At 35.6% G+C, this 20,973-nt stretch carries 16 protein-coding genes; 15 read left to right on the forward strand and 1 reads right to left on the reverse strand.

The window, feature by feature from the left end:
• Window positions 1-146 precede the first annotated feature (146 nt).
• The 13 genes from wbaP to E7A03_RS06165 all read left to right on the forward strand — a co-directional run bounded on the left by wbaP (window position 147) and on the right by E7A03_RS06165 (window position 14,430).
• A complete protein-coding gene (gene wbaP / locus E7A03_RS06105) occupies window positions 147-1,586 on the forward strand; it encodes an undecaprenyl-phosphate galactose phosphotransferase WbaP (protein WP_316073854.1) in 1,440 nt (479 codons plus the stop codon).
• A gap of 32 nt (window positions 1,587-1,618) precedes the next feature.
• Window positions 1,619-2,566, forward strand: a complete 948-nt coding sequence (locus tag E7A03_RS06110; protein WP_316073855.1) for an acyltransferase family protein — start codon at window positions 1,619-1,621, stop codon at window positions 2,564-2,566.
• Between the two features lie 10 nt (window positions 2,567-2,576).
• Complete coding sequence (gene glf / locus E7A03_RS06115) at window positions 2,577-3,680, forward strand: UDP-galactopyranose mutase (RefSeq protein ID WP_316073856.1); 1,104 nt, start codon at window positions 2,577-2,579, stop codon at window positions 3,678-3,680.
• Between the two features lie 58 nt (window positions 3,681-3,738).
• Window positions 3,739-4,497 (forward strand): DUF4422 domain-containing protein, encoded by a 759-nt coding sequence (locus E7A03_RS06120; RefSeq protein WP_311574275.1) that lies wholly within the window; start codon window positions 3,739-3,741, stop codon window positions 4,495-4,497.
• 33 nt (window positions 4,498-4,530) lie between these two features.
• The gene (locus E7A03_RS06125; protein ID WP_227037436.1) at window positions 4,531-5,385 is read left to right on the forward strand and encodes a LicD family protein; all 855 of its coding nucleotides are present in this window, start codon (window positions 4,531-4,533) and stop codon (window positions 5,383-5,385) included.
• A 14-nt stretch (window positions 5,386-5,399) separates the two neighbouring features.
• Window positions 5,400-6,476: a pyridoxal-phosphate-dependent aminotransferase family protein gene (locus tag E7A03_RS06130; protein WP_316073857.1), complete on the forward strand. Its 1,077-nt coding sequence runs from the start codon at window positions 5,400-5,402 to the stop codon at window positions 6,474-6,476.
• A gap of 1 nt (window position 6,477) precedes the next feature.
• A complete protein-coding gene (locus E7A03_RS06135) occupies window positions 6,478-7,812 on the forward strand; it encodes an adenylyltransferase/cytidyltransferase family protein (RefSeq protein ID WP_288565367.1) in 1,335 nt (444 codons plus the stop codon).
• A gap of 11 nt (window positions 7,813-7,823) precedes the next feature.
• Window positions 7,824-8,645: a LicD family protein gene (locus E7A03_RS06140; protein ID WP_287510030.1), complete on the forward strand. Its 822-nt coding sequence runs from the start codon at window positions 7,824-7,826 to the stop codon at window positions 8,643-8,645.
• A gap of 3 nt (window positions 8,646-8,648) precedes the next feature.
• Entirely contained in the window at window positions 8,649-9,602 is a 954-nt protein-coding gene (locus E7A03_RS06145) for a glycosyltransferase (RefSeq protein WP_278469350.1), read from the forward strand.
• A 160-nt stretch (window positions 9,603-9,762) separates the two neighbouring features.
• A complete protein-coding gene (locus tag E7A03_RS06150; protein ID WP_278469353.1) occupies window positions 9,763-11,004 on the forward strand; it encodes a flippase in 1,242 nt (413 codons plus the stop codon).
• Window positions 11,005-11,047: 43 nt separating this feature from the next.
• Window positions 11,048-12,598 carry an O-antigen ligase family protein gene (locus tag E7A03_RS06155; RefSeq protein ID WP_278469355.1) on the forward strand — a complete coding sequence of 517 codons (1,551 nt, stop codon included), beginning with the start codon at window positions 11,048-11,050 and terminating at the stop codon, window positions 12,596-12,598.
• A 362-nt stretch (window positions 12,599-12,960) separates the two neighbouring features.
• Window positions 12,961-14,037, forward strand: coding sequence for an acyltransferase (locus tag E7A03_RS06160; protein ID WP_278469357.1), 1,077 nt, complete (start codon window positions 12,961-12,963; stop codon window positions 14,035-14,037).
• Window positions 14,038-14,103: 66 nt separating this feature from the next.
• Window positions 14,104-14,430, forward strand: coding sequence for a hypothetical protein (locus E7A03_RS06165; RefSeq protein WP_058948373.1), 327 nt, complete (start codon window positions 14,104-14,106; stop codon window positions 14,428-14,430).
• 679 nt (window positions 14,431-15,109) lie between these two features.
• On the opposite strand, the gene E7A03_RS06170 is transcribed toward E7A03_RS06165, so the two are convergent.
• Window positions 15,110-16,519, reverse strand: a complete 1,410-nt coding sequence (locus E7A03_RS06170) for a YadA-like family protein (RefSeq protein ID WP_278469360.1) — start codon at window positions 16,517-16,519, stop codon at window positions 15,110-15,112.
• Between the two features lie 391 nt (window positions 16,520-16,910).
• Between E7A03_RS06170 and E7A03_RS06175 the strand changes: the two genes are divergently transcribed.
• Together E7A03_RS06175 and E7A03_RS06180 are read left to right on the forward strand one after the other, a co-directional pair.
• The gene (locus tag E7A03_RS06175; RefSeq protein ID WP_278469361.1) at window positions 16,911-17,954 is read left to right on the forward strand and encodes an inverse autotransporter beta domain-containing protein; all 1,044 of its coding nucleotides are present in this window, start codon (window positions 16,911-16,913) and stop codon (window positions 17,952-17,954) included.
• 263 nt (window positions 17,955-18,217) lie between these two features.
• Window positions 18,218-20,626, forward strand: a complete 2,409-nt coding sequence (locus E7A03_RS06180; RefSeq protein WP_287510023.1) for a YadA C-terminal domain-containing protein — start codon at window positions 18,218-18,220, stop codon at window positions 20,624-20,626.
• Window positions 20,627-20,973 lie beyond the last annotated feature (347 nt).

A 20,973-nucleotide genomic window follows, 5' to 3' on the forward strand; every position in this document is an offset into this window, starting at 1 on the left:
GTGAAATCTATGTTTTTATAGTTTTACATATTTAAATATGATACAATATATGTAAATATTGGTACATTGTATTCGTATGATAGAGAGGTTGTTTTCTTGAAAATATATTGAGAAAACAATCTTTTTTTATAATTTGGGGTATTAGTATGAATAGTTCTATCTGTAATAACAATAATAAAAAGTTATTTATTAGTAAGCTTATAGTGCTTATAGCAGATTATATTGCTATTGTTTTGGGGACATTAGCAGCCTATTATTTGCGTTTAAACTTATCAATTTTACCGGTAAGTTCAAATTTTAAGGTAGAAGAAATTTACGTATATGGTATTGTGCCTATTGTATTTTTAACTATATTGTTGCTTAATAATGCTTATTCTGTGGTAACACCTTATTGGGATACGATGAAAAATTTATTTCGCAGCATTACCATAGGAGTTGTCGTATCGATTGTTCTAATGTACACGGGACATGTAATTAATGATGTGTCTCGTTTATTTGTTGCCTTTGCTTACATATGTATGCTCGTATTTATCTTTAGTGAGCGTTTTATTGTAGGAAAAATACTTTCAAAAGCAGGATATTTAACAATTCCAATCCTTCTCGTTGGGGCGGGGAAGACTGCGGAACTTGTAAAGAGGTCTTTAGATCGCATGCCGATTACTACCTATAAGATTATTGGTTATGTAGATGATAATCCTAAATCATCATCCATCGCCAAAGAATACCCATGTCTTGGGGCCTTTAAAGATGTAGAAAGCGTTATTAAAGATACAGGGGTTCAAACAGTACTGATTTGTGCGCCCGGACTTGAGTCTAAAAGATTAGTATCCTTGATTAATCAATTACAAGTATTAGTAAAACGTGTGGCCTTTGTACCTGAATTATTCGGTTTACCAGCCAGTAATATTACAGCACGTGGCATGATGGAAGAACAAGCCGTCATATTGCGTGTACAAAATAACCTAGCACGCAAGTCTAACCGTGTTTTCAAACGTATTTTTGACATTGTAGCTACCGTATGTGGTGGTATTTTGATTTTACCAATTCTCGGTATCATTGCTATATTGATTTACTTAGATTCTCCAGGACCTATCGTATTTGGTCATAAACGTGTTGGACAGGGTGGGAAATCATTTTCTTGTTACAAATTCCGATCTATGGTACCAAATGCGCAAGAGGCTTTGGAGCAATATTTAAAGGATAATCCTGCTGCTCGTGAAGAATGGGAACGAGATTTTAAATTAAAGGATGATCCTCGCGTTACAAGAATCGGTAAATTTCTTCGAAAGACAAGTCTTGATGAATTGCCACAGTTGTGGAATGTTCTCGTTGGGGATATGAGCCTCGTTGGGCCAAGACCTATTGTTCGAGATGAAATTGTAAAATACGGCGATTATATTAATGACTTTTACCTTGTACCACCAGGGATTACTGGTGTTTGGCAGGTAAGTGGTCGTAGTGATACCACCTATGAAGAACGAGTTCTTATGGATTCTTGGTATGTTCATAATTGGTCTGTATGGATTGATATTGTATATCTGTTGAAAACTGTATTGGCTGTTGCTAAATCGAAAGGGGCCTATTAATCGTTATTATGAGGGATACTAGTTTTGATATTATGAAGGGAATTGCAATTTTACTTGTTGTTTTGGGCCATTCTGTACCAGATCAAGCAAGTGCTAGTGGAATTGCTAGTTATCCTTTATATTTGATGCGGACGATAATTTACAGTTTCCATATGCCAGTTTTTTTCTTTGTGGCTGGTTATTTTATGCATATACCTTTGAAAGAAGGCTTTCAGAAGTTTATAAAAGATAAAAGCATACGTTTGATGGTTCCCTATTTTACAATTGGAACACTATATTTTCCTTTCAAATTAGCTTTATCAAAATTTGCAAATCAACAAATAAATGCACAGGATATATGGAAAATATTTATTGGTATTAATCCAGATGGAGAACTTTGGTTTTTATATTGTTTGTTCTTTATTTCAATCCTTATTGCTTTATTTGTTAAACGTGTAAATTTGGGTTTATTACTAATATCTTTCATTGTTGGAATCTTTTCTGATGTATTAAATATCTTTTCTGTATCTATGGTATCAAAGATATTATATTTTCAATTTTTCTATATCCTAGGCTTATATATAAAAAAGTATATGCTATTAGATCATATGAAATCTACAGTGATAGCACTTACATCTATGGTGATTTTCATTGTAAGTAATTATGCATTACTTCATGATATTAATGCTTTTAAAATAGTGACTTTTATAACAGCGGTTTCGGGGATTAATATTACATATTATATTGCTAATCAAATTCAATCTAAGGTTGGTCTATATAAAATATTTTTAGTCTTTTTAGGTACTGTTTCAATGGATATATATATCTTTAGTGATATTGTTAAAATTCCATTTAGAATTGTACTTTGGTCTAAGTTAGGATTGTATTATGAAGCATTTATTGTTTGCTTCTTAGCATCTACAACTCTATCTATTTTGATAGGTTATATCTTAAGAAAAAATCATTATTCACGATTATTATGTCTTGGAATAAAAAAATAAGGATATATATATGAATAAAAAATTTGACTATTTAGTAGTTGGAGCGGGCCCATTTGGTGCTGTATTTGCTCATGAAGCGCACAAGCGTGGTAAATCTGTACTTGTCATTGATCGTCGCAATCACATAGCAGGTAATCTATATTGTGAAAGCAAAGATGATATTAACATTCACGTCTATGGTGCTCATATTTTCCATACATCCTTGAAACATGTGTGGGATTATGTCAATCAATTTGCTGAGTTTAATCACTATGTAAATAGTCCTGTAGCAAATTATAAAGGTGAGATGTACAATTTGCCGTTCAATATGAACACATTCTCTAAAATGTGGAATATTCGAACTCCAAAAGAGGCACAAGATATCATTACTAAACAACGAGCTGCTATATTAGGGGAGCCAAAGAACTTAGAAGAGCAAGCTATTAGTCTTGTAGGTACGGATATTTATGAAAAGCTCATCAAAGGGTATACGGAAAAACAATGGGGCCGTAAATGTACAGAGTTACCAGCTTTCATTATTAAACGATTACCTGTGCGCTATACATATGATAATAACTATTTTAATGATCGCTTCCAAGGTATTCCTATGGGTGGCTATACCAAGATGATTGAACGCATGTTAGAAGGCATTGAAGTCCGTTTAGGTGTAGACTTCCTCAAATATCGGAACGAATACGAAACTCTGGCAGATAAGATTATCTACACAGGCCCTATAGATGAATACTTTGGTTATTCTGAAGGGATATTAGAATATCGTGGTCTTCACTTTGAAACAGAGCGTCTCGAAGAGGAAAATCATCAAGGCGTTGCGGTAGTGAACTATACGGAAGGAGAGATTCCGTATACTCGTATCATTGAACATAAGCATTTTGAGTTTGGTACACAGTCTGTTACGTATGTAACAAAAGAATATCCAAAGGACTGGAAAATCGGTGAGGAAGCATATTATCCAGTAAATGACGTAAAGAATTTAGATTTATATTCTAAATATGTTAAAAAAGCTAAAGCGATTTCTAATGTTATCTTTGGTGGTCGTTTAGGGGAATATAAATATTACGATATGGATAAGGTCATTGCTAGTGCTTTAGCATTAGTAAAAAAGGAATTAGCATAAGTTTTGTTACTGTCGTAGGTATAGATTTGATAATCAATACTCATGTAGGAGAGTACTAGTGAATATTAAGATTTTAGTAGCAACACATAAACAATATTGGATGCCTGAAGATTCTGTCTATATGCCAATTCATGTAGGGCGAGAAGGTAAGTCTGATATTGGTTATACAGGGGATCATACAGGAGATAATATATCTTTAAAGAATGCTAATTACTGTGAATTGACGGGCCTCTATTGGGCGTGGAAAAATCTTGATGCGGATTATATTGGTCTCGTTCATTATAGACGTTACTTTACGCGCAAAGAAGTTCGTTCTGTAGAGGCGAAAAAAGAGCAAATCTTGACTGGTTTTGAATGGGAACAATTACTTTCCGAATATCCTGTAGTAGTAGCGGATAAGCGTAAATATTATATCGAATCCAATCGCTCTCATTATAATCATGCTCATCATTCAGAAGGCCTTGATGTGGCAGAGCAAATTATCGCTGAGAAATATCCAGAATATAGTGCTGCATTTACAAAGGTTTGTAACCGTACTTGGGCGCATATGTTTAACATGTTTGTTATGCGTCGTGACTTATTTGATCAATACTGCGAGTGGATGTTCTCCATTTTAGAAGAAATTGAAAATCGTGTTGATATTTCTAATTACGATAGGTACGAAGCACGTATTTATGGTTTTGTAAGTGAAATTTTGCTCGATGTATGGCTCGAAGCGAATAACATCAACTATAAAGAACAAAACGTATCATTTATGGAGCCACAAAACTGGTTGAAAAAAGGTGGATTATTCTTAAAAAGAAAATTCTTTAAATAATAGACTTATTTGTATTATGGAGGAATTTTTTTGATGCGAGAAATTGGGTTTTCGGAGATTAAGGGTGTCGCTTTAGATATTTTAAAAGATGTGGCACATTTTTGTGATACACATGATATTCGATATGTATTAGCGTATGGAACGATGTTGGGAGCCGTTAGACATAGAGGCTTTATTCCATGGGATGATGATATTGATATCATGATGCCACGCGATGATTATAATCGCTTTATTAAGTCATATAATGACCATAATCCAAGATATCAAGTATATTCTATTGAAACCGATGATAGTTATACCTATACAATGGCAAAGGTATTCGATCAAGAAACAGTTATGGTTGATAATACATTGTGGCGTAATTTTGATAAAGCTGGTGTATTTATAGATATCTTTCCTATTGATGGGTTACCGGATGATACACAGGCTCAACAAAAACTTTTTAGACACCAACAACTTTTAAACTTGTTATTCCATGGGTCTTCTATGAAGTTTACATTCAGTAATCGCTATGTAGACTCTAAAGGTAGCTTTGCTAAGTTAAAAGGTTATGTTCGGACATTTTTAAAATTTGGTGCTATCGGCTTAATGCATTTTTTGCCAACTACAAGTTTAATTAAAAAGATTAACCAAGATGCACAACAGTATCCATTTTCCAATGCGAAATACATAAGTGTTCTCGTTGATTGTGCAAGTGGTAATAAACGAGAGGTATATGAAAAGACCTTGTTTGATAATAGAAGCTTATATCCTTTTGAGGATACTGAGTTTTGGGGACTTACAGATAGCGATTTCTATTTAAGTCATTTGTACAATAATTATATGGAAGCACCACCTAAAGATCGACAGGTACCGCATCATAACTACAGAGTGTATTGGAAACAATAAGAGGGGATTATATTATGAAACTATTTACAGTAGGACCAACTCAAATGAGACAGGAAATTCTTGATGTAAGACATCAACAAGTTCCTTATTTTAGAACAACGGAATTTTCTGAAGTTATGTTAGATTCAGATAGACTGCTCAAAAAGTTTATGAATGCACCAGAAAGCTATAAATCCATCTATCTAACAGCCTCTGGTACAGGTGCATTAGAAGCGACTATTATGAATTGTATGAATGAAACAGACCATGTACTAGTTATTAATGGTGGTACATTTGGTCAACGTTTTGTCGATTTATGTGAACTTCATGAAATTCCTCATACTATGATTAAACTAGAAGATGGTGAGGCGTTGACTGCTAAACACTTTGCGGCAGTAGAAGAACAAGCTTTTACCTTTGTTATTGCTAATATTGATGAAACTTCTACAGCGCAGTTATATGATATTAATTTATTAAGTTGTTTTGCGAAAAAGAAACAAGCGTACCTGGTAATTGATGCGATTAGTTCGTTTTTAATTGATCATTATGATATGGCTGGTAATAATATTGATGTTACTATTTTGAGTTCTCAAAAGGGACTTTGTATCGCACCAGGTATATCTCCTATTGTAATTAGTGATAGATTATATGAAGAACGTGTAAAAAATAATCATATTAAGAATCTTTACTTCGATTTTAACCAATATGTAAAAAACTTTACGAGAGGTCAAACACCATTCACACCTGCTGTTGGGGTATGTTTAGAAATGAATAAGGCATTACATCTTATTGAAGAGGAAGGTTTTGAAAATTATTTAGCTCGTATTGATAGTGTGGCTAAGGATTTTAGAAATAGAATTAAAGAATTACCTGTATCTATTCCTACTTTCACTATTAGTAATGCAGTTACGCCCATTCGTTTTGAACAACCAATTGCTAAAGATGTATTTACAATCTTGAAGGATAAATATGATATTTTTGTAAATCCTACGGGTGGCGTTAACGAGGACTATGTTCTAAGGGTGGCACATATTGGGGATACGACCATTGAAGATAATGAATTTCTCGTTGAAACATTGAAATCAGTAATTAAAGAGATTACAGGTAAATAGCATGGTAAAGGTAATAACATATGGAACATATGATTTGTTTCATGAAGGGCATTATAATCTATTAAAAAATGCGAAAGCATTAGGTGACTACCTTATTGTTGGTGTTACATCTGACTACTTTGATAAGTCGAGAGGTAAATTTAATGTTCGTGATTCTTTGATGACGCGTATTGATAATGTGCGCGCTACAGGTTTTGCAGATGAAATCGTAGTAGAAGAATATTTTGGACAAAAAATAGATGATATCAAACGATTCAATATAGATATATTTACTGTGGGATCTGATTGGGAAGGATATTTTGATTATTTAAATGAGTATTGTAAGGTAGTTTACTTACCAAGAACACAAGGCATTTCTAGTACTCAAATCAGAAATTCCAAGAATGTTAGATTGGGTATTATCGGTAATGAAGTTATTTTAGATAGATTTTTAGATGAAGCTAAATTTGTAAGTGGTATTGATATTATAGGTGGTTACACAGAAATAGATGCGGTTGATACTATCTATAAATCACATCAGTTTAATGATTTAGAGCAATTTAGTTCATCTAAAATATTGCTAGATGAGGTAGATGCGGTATACATTAATATGCCATTATCTAAACGTGTAACTTATATCGAAAAAGCACTACAAGCCAAAAAACATGTATTAACAGAATTCCCATTTAGCAGTGACCTTGATGAAACATTACGTTTAATGAACTTGGCGAAAACTTCCAACTTAGTATTAATGGAAGGACTGAAGACAGCGTATAGTCCTGCTTTTAGTAAATTAATAGCCATGGCACGTAGTGGGCAAATCGGTAAGATATTTAATGTGGAAGCCAATTTCACACAGGTATTAGGCGATGATTTAGAGAATCAAGTTAGGATAGCAGGGGGCAGTATTTTATCTCTCGCTGCATATCCTTTATTAGCAATCTTTAAATTATTGGGTTTTGATTATAATCATGTTGATTTTATAAGCCATAAAGTCGATGATGTCGATATTTTATCAAAGATTAATTTTGTCTATGATGATGCTATGGCTTCTGCTACAGTAGCTATTAATGCCAAAGCAGAAGGTGATTTAGTTATATCTGGTTCAAAAGGGTATATTTACGTACCAGCGCCTTGGTGGAAAACAGAATTTTTTGAATTGCGTTTTGAAGATGTGAACTTGAATCGAAAATACTTCTATAAATTTGAAGGGGAAGGTTTACGCTACGAGATTGTTGAATTCTTAACATGTATTAGAAAGAATTCTGAAAGTTTCTTAATGAGCCATCAAGATATGATTGAAGAGGTGCGTGTTCTCGATAAATTTGTATCTAATACAGATGTTACTGTTATTTAGTATAGGGTTGGATGAGTATGCAACAATTATCTTTACGTGAAGTCCAATTAGAAGAGTTGAATCTGCTCAAAGATTTTGACCAATTTTGTAAAAAATATAATTTAAAATATAGTCTGTGTTATGGCACATTAATAGGTGCAGCTCGACATAAAGGATTTATACCTTGGGATGATGATATTGATGTTTGCATGCCTAGACCTGATTATGAACGGTTATTAACGTTAAAAGAGCATTATGATCATGATGGATTAGAGTTAATCGCCAATCCTATTAATTATAGCTTGGATGCAACCTATGCAGCTATAATTAATAAAAACATTCCTTGTGAAAACACATATTCTAATACATTGCGTAGTAAGTATTTGTGGATAGATATTTTCCCTGTTGATGGATTTAGTGAAGATATGTCCATCATGAAAGAGATTTATGATAAATCGATTTTTTATCAAAGAATACTTACATTAGCTAGTGCTAAGCTGTTTAAGGGTCAATCTCTCATCCATACTTTAGGCAAATTAGTTGTTGTGCCATTATGTCGTTTATTTGGTAAACAGCATTGTATTGATATCATGGATCAGTTAGCTAAATCCTATGATTACACTACATCAGAGCATGTTGGTGTAATTGCATGGGGTGAAGGTGTAAAGGAACGATTACCTAAACAAGATTTTGAAAAGATGACTACCATTGAATTTGAAGACCAATCATTCTCTGTTATGTCTTGTTGGAGAGAATACCTGGACAATATGTATGATGATTATATGCAGATGCCTCCTGAGGATCAACGCTGTGGACATAATATTATTGCGTATAAGATAGATCGAAAGGATTAAATTATGCAACCTTTACTTTCTATTATTGTTCCTATTTATAATGTTGAACAATATTTGGACAGATGCATTCAATCTATACTAAATCAAACCTATCAGAATTTAGAAATTATTTTAGTTGATGATGGTGCAACGGATTGTAGTGGTGTTATTGCAGATTCTTATGCGGCGAAGGATAAACGAATTAAGGTCTTTCACAAAGAGAATGGGGGGCTTTCCGATGCTCGTAACTATGGTTTAGATCATGTTACAGGGGACTATATTTTATTCATTGATAGTGATGACTTTATTGTGAATACAATGTGTGAAAGACTGATTACTGTAGCGAATAATAACAATGCTGATATAGTATCTTGTAATTATTATATCTATAGAGGTGATGATGATATCAGTATACATACTATGTCTGTTCAATATGATAAACGAACTTTTACAGGCATGGATATGTTACGGTATTATCTACTAAAAACGGAACCATTTGATTTAAATGTAGTATGGAATAAAATTTTTAAATTGGATTTATTCAATGGAGTGGTGCCAGTTCGTTTTCCAAAGGGACGAGTTCAAGAGGATAATTTTACTATTTTCATGTTATTTTTGAATGCTAATAGTATAGTAACAGTAAATGAACCACTTTATTATTATGTACAACGCGCAGGTAGTATAATGGCTACTTTCACTAGACGTTTTATGATAGATACAATAGAGTCCCACATATATATGAGTGATTATCTTATGAATCACTGCAGTAGTGTAAAGAATGAGTTGCAATTATATCTTTTAAATTCCTATGTGGAATTATCTCGTAGAGTCTGTGCCAATAAATGTAAGAAAGAGTACAATGATTTACTAATTCAATATAAACACTATGTATTAGATCATACGGCTGATACTAGCCATAATCCAATGTGGAAGTGTAAACAATATATAAAAAGGCTATTGGTTAAATTGTATTATTAAATATGAATCATAGTCATATTTGTACGATTATATATTACATATAATTAAAGCCCATAGAGATTATCTTTATATTTTTATTGATAATACTATGGGGTTTTCTCTAATTATGAAAGTATAGTTAGTAATATTTAATAGATATTAATGTTAGAGGATGGGTAATGTGAGAAAGAGTTACTCCGTATTAATAGAGAATATATTTTCTTTACTGACCTTGCGCGCTTTAGAATATATATTAGCGTTTATTTTAGTACCATATTTGATTCGCGTATTAGGACCATTGCATTTTGGGATGATTGCCTTTATGCAGGGGATTATGGAATATTTCCGTATTTTTGTAGATTTTGGTTATTCCTTAACAGCGCCAAAGGCAATAGCACAGGCTGAAGAACAGAACATAAGCTCTCTATTTGCCAAATATTTTTATGGAAAAGTATGTATATTAATATTTATTACCGCGGTATTTTTTGCTATTTATAATCTACAACGCATATTATTAGGAAATACAATTGATATATTATTATTTCAGGTCATGTACTGTGGAATTATAGGCAATGTTTTATTTCCTGTATGGTTTTTCCAGGGCATACAGAAGATGCGGTATATTACCATCTTAAATATGAGTGGTCGTATCTGTACAATGCTAGGTATATTTTTACTTGTAAAATCTCCAGATGATTATATACTTGCTGCATTCTTACAATCTTGTACTCCATTAATTGCAGGTATTTTTTCAATAGTTTGGTTAAGAAAACACTATACAGGATTATTCAAATTGCCACCTATGGGTGAGATTATTAATTCTTATAAAGAAGGCTGGTCTATATTCGTATCTTCGTTGGCAGTTAACTTGTATACTGCAACTAATGTAGTAGTATTAGGTATGCTTACGAATAATGTTATCGTTGGTTACTATAGTGCTGCTGATAAATTAATTACCTGTGTTCGAAGAGGTATATATGCTGTAAGTGATGCAATATATCCATTTATAAGTAAGATGATGAGAGATGATATTCCTAAGGGATTACAGTTTATTAAAAAGCAATTATTCCTGTATTTGATTGTAGGCCTTGTTGGTTGTACATCTTTATTTTTCTTTTCAGATACTATAGTTAGGCTATTGTTCGGAGCTGATTATGATTTAACTGTTGATGTATTACGAATCTTGTCTTTTGTTCCATTAGCTGTTGCTATTAGTACTGTATTGGGTGAAGAAACGATGTTACCCCTTAATATGAATAGTGCTTATAGTCGGACTCTAGTATTGGGAGCTTTCTTTAGTTTGATATCTATATTTCCATTGTGTTATTTGTGGGGGGCTAAAGGAGTAGCAATAACAATGCTATTAACAGAATTTTTAATTATGAGTATTATGGGAGGTTTATTAAGGAAGCAACTCTTTTAAGAGGTATTAAGTAGTTTGAGAGATTTGAGAGGTTTGTTTCAATATGATTAGTTTAGCATATTATAAAATTCAAGAGATTTTGCTTTGTGCAATGATAATTTCATTACCCTTAATGCGGATACCAGATCGGTATACCTTATTTTCGATGGGAAATAATCTGTCGATGGTATTTTTGTTTTTTTCTATTTTTTTATTTATTGTGTATAGCATATGGAAAAAGAAGACAGAGGTTCCATTTAAACTGTATTTTATAATATCTGTTGTTTGGATTGTTTTTTGTACTATATTGGGGGTATTTTCTTTCCCTTTTTACGATACTGTAATTTATACGTACTTAATCAATACATCCGTTGTTCAAAAATTATATACTCTATTCCCTTCATTTGTAGGTAATGAATTTGTTCTACAAGTAAAGTTGATGGTGTCCTTAGTTTGGTATTTATTCAGAAACTTTATATTTCCATTAATTGGTTTATTCTTAATCATTTTTAATCTTTATAAAGATGATTATAAAAAAGGCCTTGATACCATTGTTAATGCTGCAAGAATATTAACAATTCTATGTATAGCTTACTCTGTTATAGAGGTTTCTTGGCTATGGAGTGGTTCGGATTATTTAGCTAGTATACTAGTAACTATTAATAATAGCTTATATGATCCTGTTGTACAAAGTGGGTGGTGGCCTCCAGAATTATGGCCAGGCCAACTTAGAAGCCTTGCATTAGAACCATCCTATTTTAGTATGATTGCCGTATTTTTAGCTCCATTATTAGGTATTCATTATGTGAGTGACAAAAATAAGTTTGATATTGTATTAGCATTTCTATTGATTTCTATGATTTTCTTAACTAAAGCGCGAACTGGTGTTGTTGTTTATCTATTTGAACTTGTTGCGTTTATTGTATTAAGCCTAATGTTTAGATATAAATCTTGGTGGAAGCTATGTCTATTTATAATTGGTCTTAGTGTATTAAGTTATTCGTTTGTCATTGTGGGAGACTCCGTGGCGAGCCCTCTTATTAGAGCAAGTATTTCAGAAATAAACACTGTTGATGAAACCTCTAAAGCTGTATCGGTAGAAAAAGCGCTAGATAACTATATTGATAGTAATGTTAAATCTGTTAGTAATGCGAGCTCACGGTCTAACTCAGCAAGATTTGGTAATACGGTAGCTATGTTTAAAGTAGGTCTAGATTACCCTCTGTTTGGTGTTGGTAGAGGTTTGCATTCTAACTATATGGTGGATCGATTCCCGGATTTTGCTAAAGATAGTGGAGAGGTTAAGCAATGGACAGAGGATGTGTTACGAAAAGGGTTTTTAGCGTTTGAATACCCTGTACTCAACGAATTTGCAGCCATATTGGCTTGGTTTGGTGTTATAGGGGAACTATTATTTATTACACCAATTTTATATATTTTATATAAAACATATAGAATTAGACGACATATACAAAATCCGACGTTAGTTTATTTATTAGTAGCATTCTTTGGTCAGATTGTATGCTTTATGAGTAATGAATTTATATTAGCGTATCCAACCCTTGTAGGAATTTTGATTTGTTATATTAAATTTTATGAGAATAGTAACATATAAATTGTATATGTACAGGTATTATGTTTGCTACAATTTTTGATACGATAAAAAAATGTGCTGTTATCAAGAAATTAATAATAGAGGAGCTTATAAGTGGTAGGAAAATGAAAATACGATTGCCAAAAACTATTAGTTGATTAGATGATACAAAATGCTAATTTTTTGTACATTAATTATTATCGTAATAACTATAGCTTAATAAAAAGGCAGCTGGTGTATAATCAGCTGTCTTTTTATGTGTAAAATTTGTCACAACATTCTCATATATTTCATGTATTTTATGATGTATACAAGTCATCCTGGTAGTTATCAGTTGGCGTAGTATTCATATAGTTTGAGAGGAAGAATATGAGGTATAGAGAATGAGAGCGAGCAATATTGAATTGTTGCGTATCATTTCGATGATACTAATTATTATGCACCATTTTAGCGTGCACGGTTGTTTTCCCTTTATGCCAGATTTAACGTTTAATAAGGTGTTTCTCCAAGTATTTGGACTTGGAGGCAAGGCTGGTGTAGTTGCCTTTGTTATGATAACGGGCTATTTTATGGTTTCTAGTAGTTTTAAGCTGCACAAGTTTGTCAAGTTAGTAGGGCAAATATGGTTTTGCAGCATTGCCATGTTGGGCGTGGCTATGGGTTTAGGACTCGATACGGTGACGTCAAGAAATATGATGCTTGCGCTATTGACCATTGGTGCCATGAGTTGGTTCGCCCAGAACTTTTTAGTACTCTATTTATTAACGCCTATTATTAATCGAGTGCTTCATTGGCTACAGCATAAATACTACGTTATACTCCTAGTGGCTTCCACGGTAATTTGGTTCTTAATACCGACGGCATTGAATTTGTGGCCTAATGTACCGCATACTACCTTTGGTTTCAAACATATCTTTTCCTTTGTCATATTCTATTCGATGGGGGCGTACATCAAGCTGTACGGTTCACATATAACAAAGAAAATAGGTATTATATTTAGCACCATAGGCTTTGTAGGGGCCTTTCTAGGGGATATTCTCGTCGATGTACTAGCCATGACGAATCCAGTATATATGAAACAGATTTTCTACTTTACACAAAATGATTATGGCTTCTTTCAATTGCTATTAGGCATTGGCTTATTTATTATTTTTTTGAAAGCAAAGATCACTTATCGTCCTTGGATTAATGTGGTGGCATCTACTACCTTTGGCATATACCTATTGCATGATAATAAGCTATTTCTTCATTACATGTGGGATAATGTATTGGCAACGTATCAGTACTATAATTCAATAGTATTACCTCTGTATGCAATCTTTGTAGTGGCTCTCATTTTTGTCATCGGTATGACCGTAGACTATGTGCGGCTAGCTTTCATAGAAAAACCTGTGATGAAAGCAATCACGCCAAGCCTCGAGCGCATTCAGTCAAGGGTTGAGAAAGTACTGCCATTATAATGCGATTATCGGTATTTTTTGGTATAATATATAAGTATTCTTACCATAAAACGGGAGGTAATTATAATGCGTAAATTCTTGTATATGTTAGCAGTATTGCTTGTATTAATTGGCATTAGCACAAACGATGTAGAAGCTCGTCAAGATGTGTATGCTACGACATATCTCGGTAACAGCTGGTATGTAGATCAAGACTCTGTAAAGCGAGTGGGAGATATACTTAATTTTACAGTGTACACAACAGCAGGTCTTAGCTATAAAGTGACATCTAGTGATGACAACTATTACAATGCAGACGTGTTTTACGATAATAATAAACTCGTATCGGATAATGGCCAATCCGTCTGGAAATCTCCAGGCATGATGGCAGCTATGCGCGTGGCGCGTAAATAAGAATAAAAGGCAGCGATTAAATCGCTGCCTTTTTTGTTAACATACTTTCGTATATTTCTATATATAGATTCTTATTGATTCGCTTATATGTTCGCCATATAATTATCTTAGGATAGCCGGCGAGGTTGGGCCTCTCTTCGTTAATGAAGGGAGGGGTGTCTATGAGTGATTATGAACTAATCATGCTCCTGCTTCAAGTAATGGCTGTTGTCATCGCTTTCGGAGCTCTAGTAGCACTTATTTGCTTTGGAAAAAGCAAATAGCCCTTCGTTACCAGTAACTGGATAACTGAAAGGCCATTTCATCAATTATTTATAGTTCTGAGATGAGCCTAACGGAACCACTCGCTTGGCTATCTACTTATATTATAGAGATAATCACATATATCGTCAAATTGAGATGAAACACTTTATAACAATGTACTCATATTTGATAATGAATGAATGCTAATTAAATAGTTATAAAACTGCGTATGACTAAAACTACATATTAATAATAACTACATATAAATAATCATAAAAGCTGTACATACATAGATTAGACTAAACGGCTTTGATGTCAAAATTATTTTACATCAAAGGGACGTTCAAAAATCGACTATGTGTGTACAGCTTTTTGGTGTTTTGGTTTTAGTGTGTTTGTGTGAAAGTAGTTATAGGACTACTATAAAGTGATCTTATTATTTTTCAAGTTTGTCTACCAAGCGTTTTACTGTTTCTTGTAGATCTTTATTTTGTGTTTCTAATGCTTGTACGCGTTGTTCTAGTGCGTTATAAGAGGCAGGGGACATAGCCGTAGATAAAGATTTTCCCGGTTTATAGGTGATGCCTACATTGGCCATAACGTGATTGTTCATCGTAAATCCTGTGGTGAGTAAAAGATTATCTTTGTGATAATAGCCTACACCTAGAGCTACTGCATTCGCATTTTTATAATGACCGTAGCCTGCCATGTATTGAACGCGATTATCTGGATCATATGGTAGTGGATGCAGTGCGGCTAACGCAGCGGCACGAGCATCGCCTTTATTGGATTCTGATTCGACACGTTGTACCTCTTGAGATACATGTTGTACAGATTTTTCAATGGTGCTGATAGAATTATTAAGCTGTTGACTTGTACTTTTACCAAGGGTATCAATCATTTGATGAACGCCGTAGAGTTGGGATCCGTTGATTGCATCAGTAGAGGTAGCACTCACGCGACCTGCTGCGAGATTGGTAATTGTCCGTTCCTTGCCCTTAGCCCCTATGGATACTGTTGATACAGGGGCGGTGCCGGCATAGTTGACGGTAGTACCATTTTCAAAGGTATGGCTTGCTGTACCGACTACATCGCCGTCAGCGGAATCATTGCCAAGGACAACTCCGTTTTTTAGAGAGGTAGTCACATTATTGCCGAGAACAAAGGTGTTTTCTCCAGAAATGTGGTTGTAATTACCTATACTGTAAGAATTGGCTGCATCAATAGCTGTTTTACCGTATTCGCCCTGGCCGAATACACCGGATGCGGTCGCTTTTTCAGATAGTGTATTATAAGAGCCTACGGCCAAGCCCTTAGCAGCCTTTACATTCACATAATGCCCTACGGCAAGGTCGAACTGTCCGTTTACTGTCGAATTTGACCCGATGGCTACAGAATTGCTGGCTTTACTGTTAGCACCCTGGAAGTTCCCAATCCACACGTTTTTATCACCTGCGGATTTTTCCCCTGATTGAGTCCCCATGACAATGGAGTTTGTCAACTGGCTTGCATTACCTGCGGCGAAACCGACGGTTATGTTAAAATCGCCGGTACTGTCTCGGAATGACTTCGCCCCAAGGTTGATATTGCCGCCGCCTGATGAGCCGGCCCCAGCAGCTGCACCCAAGGCTATGTTATTGCCTTGGGCATTGGGCCCCTTACCTTTTCCGTTCGCCGCACCGGCATTCTCACCGAGGGTGATGTTGCCGCCTGTTCCTGTGGTGAAAGTTTGACCTTCCTTGCCGATGTTACCATTGTTATCAACGATATTAACCGGCGCCGCATAAACTGAGGCGGATAAAGCTACCATTACAACACTTGCTAATACAAAACGTTTCTTACTCATCGTATACACTCCTTTGTGTACAAACAAACTTTCACAAAACTTTCATAAAAAGACTTACATGGCTACTATAATACCAAAAAGGTATATTGTAAATAAAATATTCGTATAATTCCAATAAATATACAATATATTCTATAGGTATTTATAGTTGATAAGAAATCTTTGACACATAATTATAAAGTTTAAATATTTATTTATTCTATAAATTGTAATCTATATGGATTGACAATCCTCTATATATTTATATAAAATAGAAATACTTTCATGTGTTATTCATGATAAAATCATGAGTTATCGGCATGCGTAATCGTGTGTAATTAAGTATTATGTACATGATTAAGTATGTACGGTATTAAGTAATGAGAAGTGTGTTTGTACGTAAGAGTGTGTAATGAAATATATAATCGTGTTGATGAGTGCCCTTTGCATGTTCGTTATGCCCGTATCGGGGGAGCAGGTAAATAAAGCAGAGCAGCCTATGCAGGGGACTACGGTAAAACAAGTTCATAGTGAAAGTAAGACCGTATTATCTGACGACTTAGATACATTCCATGTTAATTCATCTCATACTCCAGATCATGTCATCGGTCAGGGCGGATTGGAGATGCCAGACTCCACAGATAAAAAGACGACTCGTTATTCCGATACGGATGCGGTCAACTCTGCGTTGCAGGCGGTGGTCATGACTGGTGTTCATTCCGCAATGCACGGATCGAAGGCAAAACCGTGGATGCAGCGAACCGTCTTGTCATTGCGCTTTCAGAAAAACTGGAAGCCCTTGTACGGTGTGGAAACATTGCAGCCGTTAGGTTATTATGATGAGACATCTCGTCATGTGTGGTTTACACAGGAGCGGTTGGCGAATGCAGCGGATACAGGAACGACGGCGAATGTGGGCATCGGCTATCGCCGAATCGCAGCGAACAATGAACACTATTACGGAGGCAATCTGTTTTATGACCATCGGTTCAGAGGCAATCACGGTCGCATGAGTGTTGGGCTAGAGTACGTGTCGGGGATCGGTGCGTTTCGCATGAACTGGTATCGCGGTGTGTCTGGCGAGCGTTTCCTTGATGGTGCGACACGCATGGAAAATGTGTCTAACGGATATACTGCGGAGTACGGGACTAGTTTCAAGAATGCCCGTTGGGCGCGCGTGTATATGGAGGCCTATCGTTGGCAGTTGCGGCGCAGTGCGGATAAGCATGGCTTGCGGATCGGTACGGAGTTGCAGCTCACGCCGAGAATTTCCGTAGACATGGGCTACAACAAGCCGGAGCATGAGCACGGCAGTCCGTACGGTAAAATCATGTTCCGTCTAGCCGGTGTCGATACGGCTTGGTTTGGTGGTAACCATCGATCGGATACAAAAACATCGGTTCGTGCTAATATGTTGGAAAATGTGCGTCGTCAACATACGGTGCACGTTGATTGATAGATAGATTGATATATATATTTATTATTTTGATAAAAGTAGCATAAGAATCTATATTTATTTTTTAGATAAAAGCAACATAAGGAGCTGTTTTATAGTATCAGATGATTATCATTTGGTATGAAAAGACAGTTCCTTTTTTATACATTAATTCATAAAAATTTATTTTGTTTACAAAATAGAAAAAGAGTGGCACAATATTCATGAAAATATAATGAAGAATAAGTTACACGTGGAATTCATTAGGGAATGGAGAGGATAAAATGAGCAAGCGTAAACTTATATTATCTGTGTTGATTAATGGTGTGTTGTTATCGAGTCTATATGTGGCCGGAGCGGTGGATGTGTCACCGGGCAACGGGAACGGTGTAGCAATTGGCACGGGCAGTAGTGCACCGAAGGCGGAAAACGTAGCCATTGGTAAAGGGGCTACTATAGCGTATTCGGGTGGTGTCGGACAGCCGTCCACAGGTGATATTGTAATTGGTGGCAAGGCACATATTAATAATTATATTGATCAAGGTGGCGGCATTGCCATAGGTGCGAATTCATTCGTCGAAAATATGGTAGGCGGAATGGAAAGAGCGTTTGATTTTAATCAGGCTGGATATAAAAATTTTTTGGGTATACCTTTCGGGCTCCCAAAAAATCCTGAAAAGATGGTAACCGGAATGGCTATTGGTCAAAACACCTATGCTCGTTCTGGCAGTATTATGTTGGGGACCCATAATTATAAAGGAAAATTAGGTGATGTGGATGTAGATAGTTCTAATACCAAAAATAATAATGGACATTTATTTTCCACAACTATAGGAGCGAATAGTTATTCTAATGGTTTGTTTTCTTCTATTGTAGGGGCTTATTCGATTGCCTCTTCAGGTTATCCTACTACTACCGCTGATGCCACTAAGAATTTTGGTGCTACTATTACAGGGTCTTTAAATAGTATTGAATCGGCAAGTGCTAGCTCTCAATACTCTGGTGTTGCAAATAGTATCGTAGGCACGGCCAATCGGACCTTTAACTCCAATGGGTCTCTCGTATTTGGTGCTGGGAATGAAATAACGAATTCTGTAACCAGTATTTCAGCGCCAAGTTCGGGCGGTAATTCCGCTAAGGAATTAGCTGAGAAATTACGTTCCGCTGTCAAAAATTCTAACGGTGGCGGTTCTACTATGGCATTTGGTAGCGGTAATAAGGCGGATTATACACTTCGCTCTGCACTTATGGGTGTAAATAACACATTGACTGGCTCCCAAGGCAAAGAAAGTGAGAATACCATGTTAACGGGCTTTCACAATACGGCGGATAAGGTGTCCAATACGACCGTAATAGGGTCTGAAAATACGGTGACTAATTCTAAGAACAGTCTTGTGATGGGGGATAATCGTGAGGTAAAAGATGCCAATCATGCGGTTCTCATCGGTTCTACAGACAGCAAGACTACGACATCTGTTAATAATGCGGTCGCTGTCGGACATAATACGAATGTAACCGTAGAGGGCGGCGTTGCATTGGGCAGTGAATCGAAGGCTACTGTGGCGGCTGGATCCGTTGGGTATGATCCGAGTACAAAGGCACAGTCCACGAATACGGATTCTACGTGGAAGGCGACTAAATCAGCCGTATCTGTCGGTGATGCAAATAACAATATTACGCGTCAGATTACATCCGTAGCAGCCGGTACAAAGGATACGGATGCGGTGAATGTGGCACAGCTCAAAAAGTTGCAAAATCAAGTGAATGCGAACGGCTCCACTACCGTCAGTGCAGGTAAACATATTAATGTGACAACTACGACGAACGGAACGACTAAAGATTATAAGGTAAGCCTATCTGACGATATAACGAATCAGATTACAAATAACACGACAAACATTAACAATATACAAGGTGATGTGACCAATATTAAAAAGAATGTAACCAATATTCAGGGTGACATTACTAATATCAAGCAGGATGTAACGAATATGGGGCGGAATGTAGCTCGCCTCGATAAAAAGGTTAACAAATCTGTGGCCGGAGCGGCTGCACTTGCCGCTTTGCATCCATTGGATTTCGATCCTGATGCAAAATGGGACTTTGCTGCTGGTTATGGCCACTATCATGACGGCAACGCCGCTGCATTGGGGGCTTTTTATAGACCGAATGAGGACTTGCAGTTTAGTGTAGGATCTACTGTTGGTAATGGCGAAACCGTTGTAAATGCAGGTATGTCTGTGAAAGTAGGTGCTCACAGTAATGTATCCCGTTCTCGTGTAGCTATCGGTAAGGAAGTTTTGGAACTTAAGAAAACTGTAGCGGTACAAAATGCACAGATTCAAAAGTTGACTGCTCTTTTGAATGGCCTGGCTGGAACAAATATGAAAGCAGACCACAGCACATTATTCCCTGATGTGCCGAATAATCACTGGGCATATGCGGCGGTTAGCGATCTATCTCGACGGGGTCTTGTGGAAGGCTATCCTGATGGTACATTCGGAGGGGATCGTATGTTGACCCGTTATGAATTTGCTCAAATTGTGTACCGAGCTATTCAAAACGGTGTTGTCGTCGATGATCGACTCGTATCTGAATTTGGTCCTGAAATGGCGTTATTCCGTGTGGATACTATTGCCAAGAATCATGAAGGACAACCAACTATTGAACGTGTAAGGGTTAATAAAAAATAGAATATATATATATGATTTATATTGTGAAAGCCGAGGCTCTAGGGCCTCGGCTTTTTCGTGTACCTGTAGGTGATAAATTTTCTGTATATAAAATTATCTTATCTATGAAAGCATTAAACTGAAAAGTCTAAAAATATGAAATTGATTACGTAATTACAATAATCGTTATATTCCGATATGTGGATTTATCGTAATAATTGATAGGAAAGATGAAGATTCTATTTCTTAAAATTAAAAAGTATTAAATATGAAATAAATAAACGACAAAAATGAAGAAAAGATGAAAAAGTTGTTTACAAGATAGAAATTTTTTGATATTGTATTGCCGTGGGTGAGTATATGATGAT

Source organism: Veillonella parvula (assembly GCF_032472435.1).
Taxonomy (GTDB): Bacteria; Bacillota; Negativicutes; order Veillonellales; family Veillonellaceae; genus Veillonella; species Veillonella parvula_N.